This is a genomic window from Psychrobacter sp. UBA3480, from assembly GCF_002377945.1.
Taxonomy (GTDB): Bacteria; Pseudomonadota; Gammaproteobacteria; order Pseudomonadales; family Moraxellaceae; genus Psychrobacter.
Genome location: NZ_DFQV01000033.1, coordinates 56,763 through 76,882, shown reverse-complemented (window position 1 = coordinate 76,882; position 20,120 = coordinate 56,763). Strand labels below are relative to the sequence as shown.

Here is a 20,120-nt window from a genome sequence, read left to right as displayed (position 1 = left end):
CTAGTGTCTTCTCTTTCATCACCTAATTCGATAGTTTCAGCTTCCTTAGGCTCAGATACTTGAGTGGCGGTAGGATGGTTATGTAAACACTACTTACCTCGACTAACCACTTATTACTTAGATTGTTGTACGAAGCTTTATTTAATTTTAACATTCAAGTATTTGAGCTAGTATAAGACGCTACTTGGAATTTTCCAAATTATGGAACGCTATTTGATTTTTAACTGTTCATCACTGATCATCATTATATGTATAAAAAATCGTAATAACGGCGAGTACTTCCATCTGCCTTGGTTGTCCCTGACATCAGGACTTACGATCCCAATCTGAACCGTGGTCATACTTTCCTTATAGTGGATTTTTATACCTTCAGCTTCCTCATTGAGGTATTCGGCAAGTAGACATCTATTGCTAGTAATAAGCCAATTTTTTGCTGGCAGTAAATGTGTCGCTACAGTTATAAAACGTAGCAACTCATTATTTTTGCTTCTCTTAAATGATATTGAAGAATTGGTAGTAGTTAAGCTTTGACTACAGATATTGGTAAACCACTGCCAATCATTTGAATTATGGTCACGTAGTTTGCGAGCGCTATATTGCAAAATTGATAACATTCTAAAATCGCTTTGATGCTGCAAACTTAGTGGACTAAAAAATATCTTATCCGTTTCTCTTACTTTTACAAATCTTGGTCGACTGTGTTTAGTCATTAATGTACTAACCTGATATGCTCTCTTTATCAAAATCTCGGCATCATCTTCACTTATTTGAGCCAAGTGTGCTGCTTCTTTCAGCGATGATAATGTATCAGATCCGTTTAAGAAAAGCTCAAGCTTATTAATACCATAACGCATAAATAGATCAGCTTTTTTATTGGATAGCTGATAATCCAATGGTTGCTCTTCAGAGTTTTGAATAGTAAAATTCGGTGACTTTCTTATCTTTTTTATAGTGTTTTTGAAAAGTAATTTACGGATACTGGTTAACACTAATTGATTACCCTCAATTAAAGCTGCGTTTTCTGCAAGCTTCTTATTAGTTATGCTTGTAATATTGTTTACCGTCTTTAGTGATAGGCATATCTTTGCAAAGCTCAGCTCATAAGTCGCCATTAGAGTTGCAATATGATTGTAATATTCAAAACTACGTTTTGGTGATAGGTGACCCATTACCCCAGACAGAGCATACCAACTATCAGAACCTTCAGTCTGTATACCTAACAAACCATTCTTAATATGTAATATATCATCTTCATTATAGTCTGTTAGTGCCTGTATTAGATCCTGCCTGCCATTCAGTACTAAAGAAAGATTACTGACAGCAGTATGTCTGAATGCGTGAAAAGTAAAATTGCATAATTCGTCTGATACGGATATGTCTGTCAATACTTTTTTAAGCAATTGTAGTGGGACATGATCGTCAATCGGCTGATGAGCACTTGATAACGTAAAGATAAATTTATTAGAGTTACTGCCTATATTGCTTTCTACAAAATTAATGAAAAATTCGAGTTCTTGTGGCTTTAGTAGTGCAAATATAGCTATCCTTCTGATACTCCCCTGAGTCTTGGTAGATCGATATTTATTAGGACGCACAATGATAGAGGGCTGACCATGAGACAAGCCTTCTATATCTATATAACGTAGACCTAACAACTCCTTCTTACGCATACCAGTTCGATATACCAATATGAACAGTAACGCGAACATCTCCCTTTCCAAAACATCGACGGATTTGAGTATTTGTCTGATAATGGCATGGTACGCTTGTGGTGGAATAAGCTCGGAGCGGACACGACGTTTATTTTTCGCCTGTTCGATAATCACTGGAGCTAAATTAAACTCCTTGACTGCGAGGTTATGCATTTTTTGAAATAATCTAGCCGAATAGCTAAGATCTGTTACTTTTCTTTCGAATTCTTTATATTCAAAAATATCATCATACATCTCTTCAAAATCTTCTGATGTCCAATCTTTTAATGCCTGGCCTTCTGTAAAGTAGAGCCACTCATAACCTATATTTTTGACATAATGTATAATAGAGGTGTCACTAAGTGGTCTTTTTTGGCTCAATAGACTCAGAACCCATTGAATGATAATTTTTTCATTCATAGCATTGTACTGCTTATATCTTTTTCTTACTCTTTGAATCAATGTTGGAGGAGTATAAGCAAGCTTTTTATTCTTATTCTTTTCATGTAGCTTAAAGTCTTTAGCTAAGGTTTGTATTAGATCTGACTTACGAACGAGGGTTTTGCAGGTACTATATTTTTCTTGAGTATTAATAATGGCTTTTGTAGACTTGATTTTAAGTTTTAATATCCCGCTTAGATCATACTGAGCGGGCATATTACTATTCTTATACTGTCTACTCAAATATCTTTCAAAATCTGTAGTACTCAATCCGGTATGGTTGTGTTTGCCTCGTAGGATAGATGCTGAAGCTTGATCTATAGCTACTTTGTCTAACATCTCCCAATAGTAGCTTGCATTCACTAGTAACTTGCTAAGTGTCGTTAGCTCTATAGATAGAGGGTTTAATATGGGCAATAACACTTTGAAAATATAGTTTTTGATTTGCTTTTGAGAGTACTGTCTTAAGGAACTTTGAATATTTTTAGTACTACTTTGAGCGTTATATCGTATTAGCCAACATTGGCTAACCAAATCGACAACAATTTGTTTGGTATTGTAAATATCACTACAGCCCTCCATACGTTCATTACCGTAATTCCCTGACTTGTATCGAATAGACAAATAAACTCGCTCATTTATGAATGGACGAGCTTGACCATCTATAAGTGCTTTCAGCCAACCACCTAGCAGATCAAGATCATTGATGCCTCCATATATGATGCCTGAATATAATAGCCATCCCAAAACCTCATCATGGCTATACTTGGCGGTACGTTCCCAATGCGCGTTTACCGCATTAATGATTTTAGTTAATTTTTTTCCTTCCGTAACCCAGTTTGTACTAATAACTAAAGGGTTGAGCTTTACTTTTTTGGGTGGTATCAACGCAGAATAATAATGTTTAGCTAACATGTAATGTTTATTTTGATAGCTGATAAAATCCGCTATCGTCGTCCAAGCTCGCTTAACTTCTTTCTCTGTTTTGCATTGTTTTCGTACCAATTCAATTGCAAAAGTCCTAAATTTCTCAAAGCCTTTTTGAGAGATAGGTTGGATACTTAATTTAAGCTGTTGTCGGAACTTATCAAGACCGCAGCCCCAATAGTTGTAATGAGAACCAAGATAATTGACTGGTATACTTCTGAAAGTAAACTGCCTATTATGCAAATTAAGAGCTTTGCGGTAATATTTAGTAGTAGATTGTAGCCATTTCATATTACCTGGCATTTGATGCTGTAAGTGCTTCCACTTCGTTTGTAGATCTGCAAGGAGCTGATACCTACTAATTTCTAATGCTTGATTTTCAGTTAGTGCACTGGTTGACTCACTAGGTATACTCAGTAAAACGTATTTTTTACGCCTGCCATCGTATTTAGCAAATTGATTTACTATCTTAGGTAGGTTTACCGGGTTAAGAACCTCATTTATCATAATTAAAATCCTTGAGCTGACCAATTAGGTAACTCAATCTCATCACTTAAACCTAATTGCCTAGCAATTTTTTCGAATGACTTACCCACTGATTTAATTTGATCTTTACTTAAAGATGAGAATTTACCTAATGCTTCTTGGCGGTTTTTTTCATGCCCAATGACACCATTTATTAACGCAATATCTACTCCTTGTCTTTCTAGCTGCGTTCTGACGAAATGACGTGTCCAGTACGGACTTATATCTATCATCTCTTTTGTCATCTCATATACTGCACCGCGTTTTATAGGAATCAGCTTATCGTGCTTCTTGGACAAAAGCCTTAGGAGCGAGACTTCATCCCCAGAAATAATTTGATCAACAGTTTCATTAATATCAAGACTTAATGGATGCTCCAATTGATAGTCTATTAAATAGCGCTGATATTTTTTGAGATAATTTGTAAGTGTGAAACACAGTGGTATAAGTCTATGATTTCTAAAACTCTTACTAGGTTTGTCATCAATTAACAACCAACCCATATTTAAATCTATATCGCTGTTTCTTCCTATACCATTATTCGGTCTAACGCCTGTCAGTAAACAAAAGACAAACCATGTATAAATACTGACTCTATCGAAGTGCATCTCTTCATTTGAGCTAGCTCTAACCCACTGGAATAAAGTCTCCATAAAATCGCGTACGTATTCAATCTTTAGAGCAAACCCTGAGCCAGTTGTATATTTATGCCAAGGCGTGACATAAGATAAGTCATATTTGCCCTCAGCATTTAATACAGACAGCGCGGTCTTGTAGTGAGCTATTAGTTCTTCACTACTGTGACTACTGTAGTACATTGCTGGTGCCTGAGGTGCCGGTATACGGCAAATAATATTAGCTATATGTGAGTGACTATGTGCGGTATAACGTGATAAAACAACGTGAAGAGCTGATTCAATTCTAGCAATCGACAAATAAGGAAAAGCACAGTTTTTACGTAGTGATTTCAGATAAATTGTAATATCAGTTTTTGAAGGAAGGTCGTTACCTATTAGTTTTTGAATCAGCCAAACCGGAACAGGAATTTTTATCACATCTAGTTTATTCTCGTACTTTTTATCATCAAAAACATCTAACCTTTCAGTTATTCCTAGATGATGATGAATATAAGCTCTACTGTCTCCAATACGAAAAGTTCTTGAGTGTTTTATATAATTCTTGGTTGTTAGTGACTCTACTGGTAGAGCTGTCAGCATAGATAAAAGTAGAATACCAGCTGGTACGGCCTCTTTATCAAACTTTATCGGATATTTCTGGGCATCATGGACTAAAGTTGCGAATAATATTTGATAAGCAGGAAGTGATAACAAACGAGTATTAGAGTTGAGCGCTAACTCACGTTGAGAGATATAGTTTTGCTGTAGTGAGAGATCAATAGTCTGTAGCGGTACTGAATATCTAATAAATGCATTGGGCAGTTGTTCATAGTTAATATATGGTGAATCATAAGAATCTAATACCTCTTCGAAACTAGGTGTAAAACCATCACATATTTCGGTTTCAGCCTCTAAATAATCAACATTATAGTTAGCGCTGTATTGCTCTATATCTTCTTTTGGTGTGTCCCAGTAATAAGGTCTTAATTCATTAGTAGGACCAAAGTTTGATAATTCGTCTGACAGATTTAGAGGCTTGTCAGAAAATTCTTTTACCTTATCTTCTTCATCTTTCTTAGATTTTATCTTCTCTTTAGCATTCGGATAATGCGCACATACATAAGCAGTTAATATTTTACTTATTTGACTTTGTTTCTCAGGTAAATATGGATCTACATTTTTTTCGATCGAATCAAACGCAGAATAATTGGCAACTGTATTAAGCGTTTTTTCGGTCCGCTCTATAATATCAACGAGTACCGATAGTATCTTTTTGACATTTAATCTATTGTTAGAGTTAGGCCTGTAACTATAGTCTGGTAGCTCCCTCCATATCCAACGCCTATTTTTTGTAGTAAAAAATATTGCTAACTTAAACTGCATTAGCATCTGATTAGCCTGCGTTATCTTATCGTAGTAATAAAGCATAACGCCTGTATGTATCGCTATCGCCAACCATAAAACCCGTTTATTTACATGCTCACCGCCATGTTTGCACATATTTTGCATAAGTATAAGAAGCTGAATGATAAGAGGCTTCCCAGCTAGTCCTGATTTCGAGGTATCCATATCACAAAGAGATACTGGGTTGCTTTTTATAGTCTGTAGTATCTGTCCTATGGCATCTGCCTCATCTCCACCATATTCGTCGTAATTGTTGTGGATGATCATTACAATATCGGTGATTGCAATAACGATAGATGGCTGAGCAACAAAACTATGATCGGAGCTCATCCTGTAAACCACATTGCTTAGGTCTTGAACTGAGAGATGTGATGGGCGCTTTTTTTCAGATATCATATATCTAGAAATCATAACTATTGCATCTTAGTTCGGTTGTGGTAAGTTCTTTCAGGTAAATTTATCAGATTACAAAATAAAACTATGGAGAAGTTATTTTTAACGAAGAGCCTTTGACTAATCTTAGTATCTAACAACTCACTAAGTGCTAGATATATACTCTCTAATTTTATTGTGCTGTGATATCTAGAAACCATGTTTATCAGCTCATAAAATGCTAAATCGAATCTAAATAAATCAGCATTAATTTCTACAAGTAATACTTCTTGGTCTAATGCCTCATTAACTTTGTTAACGCTTTTTAAAATATTGAAAAGAGAGAAACTGTTCACTAGGAATAAGGTACTGCCATCTTTAACACATACTAACGGTCTAGATAGTGCGCTTCTTTCTTCAAATTTCAGTTGATACTTATTCAGATGAGGATAGATTAATTTGTTATAAATCTTGTAGAGAGACACAGCCTGCGGGTATAGTGCTAAAGTTTGCTTCTGTATTTTTCCTATTGTGATGATCTGCATATTGTCGTACCTGATAGTAGTTATAAATATTCAACTCCTATAGACTATATTTTGATCAAAAGAAATATGCTACATCATTTTCAAGGTTTTTTTATCTAATTTCAGGAAAATAAGCAAATACTCCTATTTATTCCTATGTTTAATTTTCCTATTAAAAAATAGAGTTGCACTTACAACACTAACTAATGTCTTTTATAAAAAACCATACCTCTTTATAAAAAAACAAAAAGCCAGATACTTGCAGTATCTGGCTTTTTATAAGGTTCTAAATTATTTTAGAATAAAGAGTAAAAAGGTAAATCAATCGACTTAGACAATGTCTCCATATCCATTATTCATACTATTCTCATCGAACTGCTGCATCATATCTAACATAGAGCCTAATGTACTTTGATGCTGCGAGCTAGAGACATTAGTAGGATTTGGATTATTGATACCATAAGCACCAAATATTTGATCAGCGCTGATACTACCGCCTGATGCAAAGCTGATATTACCTACTGCTGACTCACCACCTTCAAAGAAATCAGCAATTGTTAATTGGTCTGTAGTGCCGCTCACTTTGAGAATAAGATCGTCATTGCTGCGCATAAGTCCACTGGCTATGTCATTAAATCTAACACCATCAAAATAGATGTTATCAATGCCGCCACCAGTATTGTCTATGGTATCCTGGCCGAACCCTGCTTCGAAGTAATAGAGGTCGTTGCCTTTACCACCTTTTAATAGATCATTGCCAGTACCACCAATGAGGATGTCATTACCCAGTTCACCATCCAGATGATCGTTGCCGATTAGGCCTTGGAGTCTGTTATCGACGTCCGTACCTTGAAGCTGGTCATCACCATCTGTACCGATAATATCAGCACCTGCATCATTATTAGATACATTAGGCGTTGTATTATCGATAGGTGTGGCCTCTGGTATGGCTTTACCAAATAGTCCGAAGATTTGCTCATGTGACATACTACCACCAGTCTCAAAGCTAATAGTTTCAATGATACTATCGCCGTTACTAAAGTAGTTTTTGATAGTGACTTGATTGTTGGCATCGCCATTCACTCGCAAGATAAGATCGTTACCTGAACTCATCAATCCTGAGCCCACTTGGTTAAAAGTGATACCATTGCTAAAGATAATCTCGTCTATCCCATGCGTATCAACAATAGTGTCTTTACCAGCGGTATAGATATAAGTGTCGTTACCACGGCCACCTTCTAATCGATCGTTACCAGCCGTATCCTTTATCGTGTTGTCACCTGACAGGTCTACGTTATCGGCAGGCTCTTCTGGAGTGGTTGGGGTTGATGGTGTGGTAGTATCATCACCGTTACCACCTGTATCGCTATCATCTGACTCTGGCAATGCCGTCAGTTGACCAGCAATCCTCTGCGCTGATACCATCATGCCGTCACTAGCAACAATATAATCAATCGCTTGATCATTACCTAAAAAGTGGTCTGTAACTTTGACTTGCTGATTCAAGTCACCATCTACTAGGATGATAAGATCATTCCCTTCCTTATGATACGTTAACTGAGTCTTATCGATTTTCTGGAAGAAAATAACGTCAGTACCACCACCAGAGTTATCAATGACATCGATACCTTTGTTGGCTTTATATACATAACTGTCATTACCAGCGCCCCCATTCAGAATATCGTTACCATCTTCACCAGATAACGTATCGTCACCTGCGCCGCCGTTGATAATATCGTTACCTGAATTGGTACCTGAACCATTACCGCCTGCTAGATAGTCGTTGCCTGCCCCGCCGTTTAAGGTGTCATTACCAGCAAAACCGAAAATCTGATCATCACCTGCGTAGCCATTGATAAGGTCATTACCATTTGTACCCAGTAGCTGCTCACTGCTATCAGTGCCTTCTACTACATTATCGGGCGTTGTCTCTACAGGCACATCAACGGGTTGGCTCGAATTGACGGTAAGAGTGAGATAAGTGCCTGCACTAGTGCCAAAAAGGTCGCCCGCCCATAGTATGAAGGAATAGTTGCCAATATTATCGACAGTTGGGCTACCCGTAAGCGTACGAGTATCGGCATCGAAACTTAGCCAATCAGGAATATCTTGGTAACTACCATCAGCATTTTGACTGTCTAAAGTAATGCGGTAGTTGAGGCTTGAGTCCCAAGTATCCGTATCCACAATGGTATCGGCATCGAACTGAACGCTTAAAGCTTCGTCATCATTGATGGTAATAGCCTGTGCGTGTTTATTGACAGTAGGCGCATGATTGTCTGCTCTATCGATGATGGCGGCTTCAATGTCTTGCTGAGTAAGGATGACTTCTGCGCCGTTGTTGTCAAAGATAATGCGGTCGATTTTGTTGTCTATGGTTGGTATGGGTTGGTCGTCAATAAGCAGATCGTCTGATGATGATTCACCCAATGGTATTAGCTCGTTCCCTTCTGAATCTTCAAATTGAGAGGGTTCAAAGTAGCTTTTAAAAAAGTTTTGGTCTGTTGAAAAGTCAAACACATCAGCAGACGCTTGAGGAGTAAAGTAATCGAAGAAAGTAATACTATCCCCACTACCTTTGAGCCTAACAACCAGCATATCATGTACACTTAAAGTGTTTTCAACACGGGTAAATATAGCATCATTGAGATCGTAACCTTCTATGACAAGGGTGTCTTGAGACGATATATCATTAGTAGCACTGACTGTATCTTTGCCACCACCTTTTTTATAAATGATAGTATCATTACCCGTCTGACCGCTCACAAAGTTATCTTGAGAATTCAAAGTAATCGTATTGTCTAGCTCGTTACCAAACGCTGTTTTAGCGCCACCTTTTAAGATAAGGTTTTCGACATTCCGTTGTAATATATGGTATTTGCCAGTATCTTGCCATATGTTCTGCTCATTCATCTGATAATAGTGATGATCTACCCACTGCTCTACAGTATCAATACCACCGCTATCGCCTATAATATAGTTAAATTCATTCAATTCGCCCTCAGCAACTTTGTCACCCTCTATTAAGGTAATAGAACCATTATCGTTAGTCACAAGCGTTTCATACTGGTCAACCACATAGTAGTCATCGCCAGCACCTCCTGACATGATATCAGCTCCTGCCTTACCATCCAGAAAATTATTTCCTGAATTACCGTAAATTTCATTATTGAATTCACTACCTATACCATTGAGATCACTCGTGCCTCTTAGGTGTAACTCTTCAATATTAGTATTGGATAAATCAAAGGAGTCATCGATAAATATACGATCATACCCTTCATCCTCGTTCTCAACGATAGTGTCCTGATTGTCAGCAAAATAGTTATCGTCACCTTCGCCACCAATCAAGGTATCAGCACCTTCGCCACCCTCAAGCCAATCTTGTCCTTGACCACCTTGGAGCTCATCATCACCTTGGTGACCAAACATAGTATCATCACCTTCACCCGCGATAATAATATCGTTAGCATTGCCTCCATTGATGATATCGTCACCTGTTTCGCCATCAATATGGTTTGATTCGGTCCAGCTACCCTGCAATTCATCATTTCCTTCTAGACCATAGATATGATGGTTCGATGTGACATAAATATCATTAACTTGATCATCTTTGTCAGAACCTATGATATAGGCATCTCTTAAGATACTATCAATACTGGTTTTTGGACTATCAATAAAACTGATATCAATATTGGCTAAATCATTATTATCTACTTCTCGAAGTATCAGTTGGTTATCTACTCCATATAAAAGGTAAAGATCACCATCTTGATAATAAGCTTCTTTGAGTAATGATTTTTCAAAGTTAAATTGTAAGTATGACCCATCTTTCTGTGACCAATCTTCAATTATTTCATCATTTCCAGAATTAGAATCGAAGATGTAAGTGTCATAACCAGTGTGTCCAAATAATTTATCGTTACCAGCTTTGCCGTCAAGTATGTCGTTTGACTCAAATGTGTGAAGCTGGTTGTCTCTACTATTACCAGTTAAGTAGTCATCACCCTCCCAACCACTAAAATAGTCAGAATCAGAATTTTCGATATTTTCAATAGGCTGACTTATGATTGTTTCAAAGCTTACGATCTCATCGTCAAACACAAACTCTAAAGTACGATCAGTATCTAAGAATAACCCGTTAGTGATTGTAAACTCTTGCTCTTCATATCCAATAATTAGGTTTTTACCCTGAGACTTAAATGAGACCATGCTTAATGGAATGCTTTCAAAGATTAATTTATCCGTACCAGTTGAGCCATAATCAAAATCGACAATATCCGATCCAGTATCTAAACTAAAGATGTAAGTATTATCTCCACCTTGACCGATAAGAGTGTCATTACCTAAGCCGCTGACAAATACCTCGTCAGCATCAGAGCCAGTAACTTTTTTATCATTTACTCCTGATAAATAAATAGTGTTTTCACCGCTAGATACCTCAAACTCTGTTACTGAATCATCGATAAATATAGAGTTTACAATGTCTCCATGTTCTACGATGTATTGATCTATAACGACATTATTAGTGGTATACCAATTTGCTAGAGTTAGATAACCTTCACCAAAATTGTATTCCGAGAATTCGTCAGTGTTAATACCTAACAGGTTAAGTAAGTGAATACTGGTTTTACCGGCATCTGCTAGATAATTTGTATCTAATAGTGCTTCTAACTTAAAAAAGTTAGTAAAATTTAATTGATTAAATTGGTACACTTCAATACTGTCAAAATAAGGCTTAAGTATCGTCTGGTTGATAATATCAGACTCTACAGCAGTCTTAATATCTTGATAGACATTAAGAAATTCAGATGTCTGATCAGAAGTAGCTTGGTTAATATAATCGGTTGGATTAATGCCAGTAATCGCATCAATGAGTTTAACCATTTGCTTATCATTTTGGTTCAAATAACTATAGTTAGTAACCGTATTCGTTTCACTAACATATTCTGGTAGATCTTGATTTGGTCTTATTCGAATCACATGTTCAGCATTTTCGTTTTCAGTCCATTTAATATTATTGTTATTAACGATAGCCACTTCACTATCATTATTCTTACTGTCTGTGCCAGCCCATAACTCTAATAATTTATCAGACTGGTCGAAAATATTTTCAATATCTTTGTTTTCATCTAAATATTTAGCTAATATCGATAATTCATTAGTACCCTTGGCAGCGTCTGCTAGGTCATCTAAGCGGCCAAATCCAGAAAGGTTCAGACCTTCAGTTTTTTCATCAGGTGTCGATATAAAGTCACTATGAATCAAATCTTGGTCAAAGTTAATATCCGCCATCAATAATGTGTTACCGTCATTATCTACATAACTTCCTTGTTCTTTTACAGTGCCGCCGCTTGTCTCTACCTCGTTGCTTGAATCGAAGCTTAGATTTAATTCGGATATACCTATCTGTTCAAGAGTTTTAAGTTCATCTTGAGAAGTGACACCATCAATATTAGTATCTTGCCAAACTCTTAATTCACTAAAACTGGTATCGTCTTTATTGATCACACCATCAGCATTGGTATCTAAATCCGCCAATGCTTCAAAACCATGTTTGGCAATCAATCCACTATTTAGTTCAGTTTGATCTCCGAACATCTCCTTACCATTGTTAATGACACCATCTTTATTAATATCTCTAACTAAAAATCCATCCTCACTCGATAACCAACCTGTAGCAGTTTTGATGCCGTCACCGTCGTTATCAAACATGACACCTTGCTTATTGTTTTCAGCAACTGTGTTAATAACTCCATCTTTATTAAGATCTAATACCAGAGGATCATAATATTCTATTTGATATTCTGATTCAAAATTACCATCTTGATCTTTTTGTAAGTTTGGAAGAAGAGAGTTTAGTAATAGTGAGTTGCCACTGAGGTTAAACATCGTTTGATCGGTCACCATATGAGAAAATGGCTCATCCGACTTCTCATTAGAGTCTACAACAAACTGACCACCAGCCTTTCTTTCTACACTATAGCCTTCAGCAACTATCTTTGAAGTGAAGTTGTCACTAGTGATAATGATATTATTTGCGTTGTATTCCATATAATTGCCAAGCCCGTCCTGCCACTTGACTACAACATCCGACTTATCCTCGTTATTACTTATAGATAATATTTGCCAATCATTGTCTAGTAGGTTGTCATCTCCTAATAGGATTTGACCTTTCCTATCTGTATCAACAATATAATTGGTTTTACCATCTTGAAGTGTGGCAAGTTCAAAGAAATAAGCATCTTCACCTTCGCCACCATAAAGATAATCCTCACCTTGTCCTGCCATTAAAAAGTCATCACCTTCATCACCATAGAGCTTATCATCACCCGATCCGCCATAGATGAGATCAGAACCTTTTCCACCTTTGATAATGTCATTACCAGACTGAAGACCTATCGGATTATTGTAATCTGCATCATCACCATAAAGGTTATCTGCTCCATCTCCTCCATTAATAGTGTCGTTACCTCCGCCACCGTAAACAGTATCATCACCGCTACCAGCATTTATAGTGTCATCACCATGGAACGATCCACCTATTGACTGCGAATCGCCCTCAATATAGTCATCACCTTCTCCACCTTCAATGATATCGTTACCACCGTTACCCCAAATACTATCGTCACCTGCCCCACCATACAAAGTATCATTGCCGTGATATTGACCTTTGATTTCTTCTGTATCACCAATTATTTGATCATTGCCTTCACCACCGCTAATAGTATCTCTACCACCATTACCAATTAATATATTGTTGTTATCGTTACCAATAATAACGTTATCACTGTCATCACCTATGCCATTTGTCGCATCAGCCAAAAGTGTAACGTTTTCTACATTATTACCATCGATCAAAGTGTAATTAATAGTTGAATAAACAGTATCTATACCTTCATCATCTTGCTCTAGAACTTCATCTTTTTCGTTATCAACATAATAGATATCATCTCCCTTTTGGCCCGCCATCTGATCAGCACCTTGCTCACCATTTAGGGTATTATCATTGTTATTACCAATGAGAATGTTATCTTTATCATTACCTTTGATAGAGGAGTTCAATGTGTCGATCAATATAGCGTTATCTGCATCTGAAGTCAGTTCAGCTTCACCAGATACTTCTATAATATCCTTGGCTAATACTTTAATGTCATTAGAAGTATAGTTTTCACCATTTATCTCCCACGCCTCAATATCGTCTACATTGACAATTAGACCATCACCTAACGCACTGTAATAAATATTACCTTTGTAATTGTATAAATGATTAGTATTGATCTCTTCAAGCACTATTTTACTATTGTTATCTGAGTCAACTATTGTATTAAGCCCATTACCTTGCTTAAACACATAAGTGTCCTGTCCTTGGCCACCAGATAATATGTTATCGAGTTCATTACTCACTAATGTATCATCGCCACTACCGCCAATAGCGTTCTCAATATGAGTATTATATCCAATGAAGCTTTGGTTAGGCGCAAGGATACTGTCATTTTTCTCAGCAATATATGACCAGCCACCTTGGTTAATATCTATATATGTACTTTCGGTTTGGACTGAGGCATCAAATGTGTCAACGCCTGCCCCATCCCATATATATTTGTTTTCAAAGCCATATATATCGTTCCCTATAGCATTGTCTATATTTACACCATGAAGATATTGCAGTGCAGCTATGTCAAATAGTTTTAAATCAGTATCGTTTTCGCCATTTGAGGAGTAGGTCATAATAGAATTATTTTGATTATTCTCATCACTTGGCAAATATGGCATTTCAAAAGGATGTTTTAGTCCAAATATATGTCCTAGCTCATGAAGTAGTACTTCAAATCCATACTCTCCTGACTGTAATAAGCCCTCTCCTCCATACATTTTGGAGTTGAGATGTACCTCCCCTGTAGCTAAATCTCCATAACCAGCAAATGTACTGCTACCCGTTGTAGACAAGTCGTCCAAATATAGCTTTAAGTCTGGTGCTTCGGTAGTATTATCTTCTTTGATAGTAAGACCAAGAACCTCAGCATATTTCGAAAGTGCATCCCTTACAGCACCTTTTTGTTCTTCAGTAAAGGCTTGATAGCCACTTAGCTTGTCGCTTGGGTTATCTAAGAATCCATAAGTAATACTTGTCTTACCTTTGAAAGGAATTTCTGCGCGATCCACTAAAGCATCTATAAAATAAGGCATACCTTCTTCTAATGATGAAGGCGTTTGTAGTGAATCTGCTCGTAATGGTGCCATCTCAAAAATATCGTCTACATTCCAAGATATACCATCATTGAATTTGAATTGGGAAATCTCTATGTTGTTAGTATATGGGTCTATTTCTGAGACGTATACCCCATCCTCACTAGCCTCTACCATATGATTTGAGACGTTGTTAGCAACATAATAATCTTTTATTGTGACACTATTTTTTTGAGAACTTTCACTTTCTGAATAGGTAATTTTAAGATCTTTATCATCAATGTTTTCCATACTTCGGATTTTTGATGATTCAAAATTAAATTGAACAATATTGAGAGCATTTTGCGATTTCAGGTTACTAAGACTCTCTATAATAGTATCATTACCGTCATTCATATCGAATATATAGATATCTTCTCCGAATCCACCCTTTAGCGTGTCATTGTCAGCTCCACCTATAAGAATGTCGTTACCTGAATTACCATCTAAAATATCCATACCGGCTTTACCCATGAGGATATCATCGCCTATACCACCATCAATTTCATCTACATCTTTTCCACCTTCAAGAACATCATCACCGACACCACCAAATATAGCATTATGACCATCACCACCAAATATTCGATCATTTCCCTCATTACCAGAAAGCTTTTCAGGTTCTTCACCTTCATTACTACCTCCCCAGATATAATCGTCACCTAAACCGCCAGATATTGTGTCTGTTCCATCGTCTCCATGTAGATAGTCATTACCTGTACCCCCTAGGATTGTATCGTTATCATCGCCTCCGTGGATGATATCATCACCGCCATTCCCTTCAATTTCATCGTCACCTTTACCGCCATAAATCAAATCTGCCCCTTCTTCCTCAGTATTGTAAAATGAAGGATTTCTATCATATTGATCTAATAAACTATCTCCATATATCCTGTCGTCTCCGGCACCACCATATACAACATCGTTACCATAGCCTGCTTTAATGTAGTCATCACCTTCACCACCATCTATATAATCATTGCCTCTGCCTCCTCTAATACCATCTTCTCCTGAACCTCCGTAGATTTTGTCATTACCATCTTTGCCAAATAGAAAGTCATCACCACCTTCACCATAAATAATATCGGCATCTGATGATCCAAAGACAATATCACCCCCATCTCCTGATTTTATTAAATCATTATCAGGATTAGCATTTCTAACTTCAGGTACATATGACCAAGTTGCACTTTCAGGGTCAAGATTAGAACCTACAGACAATCCCGCTGTCATATAGCTCTTAACACTACCATCATAAAAGACACTAAATTCCTCACCATAAATATTTACTGTTGTTTTATACCCTACGTCATAATACAGCTCATTACTCTGCTCGGTACTAAACTCTAAAGAGCTTGAAATATAATCATGACCGCTACCCCCTTTTATGACATCATGACCTTCACCTGTGTGGATAGTGTTTCTACCTGTGGTATTGCTTGCATCTACATGCACCGAACCTGTTGTAGAGATTATTTTGTTCTCACCTTTCCCATATAGTTCAGGCGAGGTTTGTGACTCAATAGCTTGCCACTGCTGTTGCTCAACCGACTCACTAAAGCTTAGACCAAAATGGCCTTGCTCAAAATCTTCAATATATATGGTGTTCTTGTAGTCGCCTAGCTTATTGATGGTAACGGTACCATTTGTACCGTCTTCTGAAGCAAACTTTCTAATCTCATACTGACCGTCGCCACTTAACCAATATTGTTTTTCTGAATCAAACTCGCCTAGCGTCAAGACTTCTTCATCAATCTCAATGGTTCCTGTACCATCGTTGTCTTTAATACTGTCCGTACCAAGCTCACTGCTCTTAAACGCATAAGTTTCATTACCTGCGCCACCGACCAAACGATCACTACCTGCACCACCTCGCAGAGTTCCTGAGTTATTTTCCCCACTTATCAGTAGATCACTATCTGCACCACCGTCTAAGTTGTCCATGCCTTCTTTACTGGCGTACAGTACATCGTTACCTGCATCGCCTTCTAGATAGTCAGCAGATTGATCATCGCCTGCATAAATAGTGTCATTACCCTCTCCACCACGGGCATCATCACTGCCGCCGCCAGCATAGATAATATCGTTGCCTGAACCGCCTAATAGATTGCCACCCAGTAATTGACTATCATCTTCATTCCCTGAGACAATAAAATCATTACCCTCACCGCCATCGGCTATTAATACACCTGTGCCACCGATAATCGTATCGTTACCTTTACCACCTTTTAAGTTATCAAGCTCACTACCACCATGCAGATAGTCATGACCTTCACCGCCTAGTAGAATATCTGTACCACTGCCACCAAATAAAGTGTCATTGCCTTCACCACCAACTAAGTTGTCATTCCCACTCCCACCTAAAAGGGTATCATCACCATCACTACCAATTAAGGTATCGTTACCTTGATTACCTTCTAGATAGTCATTACCCTTGCCGCCATCTAAGGTGTCGTCGCCTCTGCCACCGAATAGGTAGTCACCTTTATCATCTCCAGTATTACTGGAGGTAATTTTATCGTTACTCTCATCTCCAAAAATCACCTGTGGTAAGTACTCACGAATACCATTATTTCCACTACTAAAATCTTGATAATAATTAGCTATTGTTGTATCTAGCTCTATATCTTCATAACCATATTGCTTAGCAGCATTGCCAATGCCGTAAATGTCTTCTGCTAACAATATCTTTAGCATCTCAGCACGTTTTTCTAAGTAGACTGTTGTGATACCATTTTCAAAGGTATTAGGATTCTCAGAATCGTATAAATCGTACTTATAATTGCTGGCCTCATTCTTATTGGTATAGTCATAATCTGTCAAAACAAAAGGGTTTAGCTCTACTAATGCATAGCGATACGCTATTCCTTCAGACCCTTCTATCAAAGCCTTCGCTAATAAATCATTCCAGTCTTCAGCAGACTGTGGGATGACAAGCTCTTTTCCACGCACATGTTTGAACATCTCATAGTATTGCTCTATATGATCAATTAAGTCTTGAGCAGTGATGATAGAATCAGTATCATCTCTACCTGAGACCAGCTCGTAGATTTTTTTATAATTGAGCAACGCTTTGTCAAAGTTCATATCCTTATATTCATCGCTTGCCAATAAGCTTGCCGTATCTTCTATAACAACAGACTCACCTTCTGCATTGATGAAATTGCCCAGTACCATTGTATTAAATGCTATGACTGCACTTAAGTCATCACCTGTTAGATCATTTAGTATGCTAGCGTAAAAAGCATCAAACTCTTCTGCGTAGTACTCATATGCCGTTTCATCATACAATTCTGTGAATAAGTTATCCCATATCAACTCCCCAGCTATATATCCCCCTTTATAGGCCAAATCTGTGGCAATACCAACGATGATCCCTCTGGCAGCGGCTGATAGGATTGCCTTAGTCGAAAGATGAGGAATCTGAGCGAGCAGTTTATTATCAAGAAAGTTATCTAGTGACCGAGATACAAAGCCCACCGCTTGAGCTTCAACTACTGTTGCCGTATAGTTGACCCAACCAGCTGTATAAGCAAATAAACTCTCTGCACTGTCAGACTCAACGTCTGCAGCATCCAAGGTCAGACGCGCAAAGTTAGCATAGTTAAATATCTTGGTAATATGATCAAAATACGATTTGCCATATCCCTCTCCGACCACTTTATCCAAAATAGTTTCAGGGCTATCCAATCTGTTAATATCAAGGCTATGCTGCCTAGCAGTATCAGCGACGGTGTCGTTAATTTTCTCTAGTTCTATTAGCTGAAAGCTTTTAGCATTTTGCCAATAGTCTTTTTTTACTTGGGTTGACGCTGCTGTAATTTTTTCGTTCATATAGTCTATATTTATTTGAACGTTATGTTTAGATTCTGCCAGTCCCTGAAAGGTATCGGCTGCTTGCGCATTAAGGGTGATGGCTTTACCTTCTTCTATTTTTTCAGCGGCATTAAGTACTATGGTTTCATACTTTACTGTCTGTCTTAAAGCCATCAACACTTTGACATTATTACTGTATATATTGGCTGTTGCGTTTTCAGGTGAGTTAGTGATTTCACCCTCATCTCCGTTTATCAGGGCTTTTAAGTACTGCTCAGGGGTATTGTTACCAAAAATATTAGATCCTGCTGAACTTGCGGTAAAAGACAGTGCCTTAAAGATAGCGTTATCATCAAAACCAGTATTTGTTTGATCGTTATCAGAACTGCTCATTATTCATTCCTTTCAAATATCTATTGTTAAATTTTAAAAAATTATTTTTCCAAAAAACGAACCAGCCATAAAAAAATCGAATACCAAAAACGATAAATAGATATAAACCGTTGATATATAAATTATGAAACCATGCGCCTTGATCTATCAGTCCTAAAGTAAACCAGTTTGCATTAGTCAAAAATCCCCATGTACCAATCGCCATGAAAAAAGCAAAGATAAGCGACCAAGCACAACTACGTAAAAAAGACATGACGCTGTGAATATTTCTAGGTTCAATCTGCTGCATACCCATAAACTTTAGCGGCTTCCACAATACGATCGACAATGCCGCTAAGATAGGAACAAACATGACCACTCGAATAAAGTGGTAAAACATTGCCGCATCTCCAAATGGGGAAGCCAAAAACGCCCATTCGTCGCCAAACTGTTGCTTCAGTTTGGTATCTGCACTATTACCACTAAAATACAGATTAAAGAATTTTCTATTCTCACTAGTCGGAGGCAGCGCCAAATTATTATGTATCCAGCCAATGCAGGCATTGACCCAGTCAGGCTGCCACACTAGGCTCAGTTCTCTTATCCAGCAGCGGGTATACAATATATCGAAGAGTATGAATGCAAATAGAAACGCCAGTGATAGCGTTTCTAGTCGGTTAGGTGGCAACTTGCCATTGCTAGTAATCTGCTTATGTACCTGCTCTCTTTGTTCCACATCTTCTATGCTGTCTAATGTTTCATATACTTTGTCAGTAGCTTGAAACAGGTACGCATTTTTGCCTTTTATCAGCCGATACCAAAACTTAGGAACACTTAAGGCCACACATAAGAGCAAGAACCATACTGAGTTGAGGATTAGGTTTTGAATATCATTGAATACAGGTATACGTACACCAATAGAAAACAAACCAACGAAAAACCAAAATAGGCATATGAGTAAATAAAAGAACAGATACTCTTCATAGAGACGGTCTGATGTCATCCATTCTTGGATAGATTCGTTATCGGAAGAGATTTTCATTAGCACCTTAATACTTGATTGTAATTTGGTTAATCATTTTTTAGTCTTCCTCATCAATAAAGTATTTATCTTCAATAAACGTTTTTATATGTTCGGAAGCGATTTATCGTAGGCAGACAAAGTAAACATCATCAGTATGATAGCTAAACTCGTGATTGGT

5 protein-coding genes are annotated in these 20,120 nt (G+C 37.5%); all 5 read right to left on the bottom strand.

Translation table 11 applies throughout. The annotated features are described in order from the left end of the window. Window positions 1-209: 209 nt before the first annotated feature. The gene (locus B2863_RS13240) at window positions 210-3,566 is read right to left on the bottom strand and encodes a tyrosine-type recombinase/integrase (RefSeq protein WP_296211409.1); all 3,357 of its coding nucleotides are present in this window, start codon (window positions 3,564-3,566) and stop codon (window positions 210-212) included. A gap of 2 nt (window positions 3,567-3,568) precedes the next feature. Beyond that, on the bottom strand, window positions 3,569-5,935 hold the full coding sequence (locus tag B2863_RS13235) for a site-specific integrase (protein WP_296211407.1): 2,367 nt from the start codon (window positions 5,933-5,935) through the stop codon (window positions 3,569-3,571). Between the two features lie 83 nt (window positions 5,936-6,018). After that, window positions 6,019-6,522: a hypothetical protein gene (locus B2863_RS13230; protein ID WP_296211404.1), complete on the bottom strand. Its 504-nt coding sequence runs from the start codon at window positions 6,520-6,522 to the stop codon at window positions 6,019-6,021. A 309-nt stretch (window positions 6,523-6,831) separates the two neighbouring features. Next, the gene (locus B2863_RS13225; RefSeq protein WP_296211402.1) at window positions 6,832-18,939 is read right to left on the bottom strand and encodes a calcium-binding protein; all 12,108 of its coding nucleotides are present in this window, start codon (window positions 18,937-18,939) and stop codon (window positions 6,832-6,834) included. Beyond that, entirely contained in the window at window positions 18,926-19,960 is a 1,035-nt protein-coding gene (locus B2863_RS13220; RefSeq protein ID WP_296211400.1) for a hypothetical protein, read from the bottom strand. Before B2863_RS13220 ends, B2863_RS13225 begins: the two co-directional genes overlap by 14 nt. Between the last annotated feature and the right edge of the window lie 160 nt (window positions 19,961-20,120).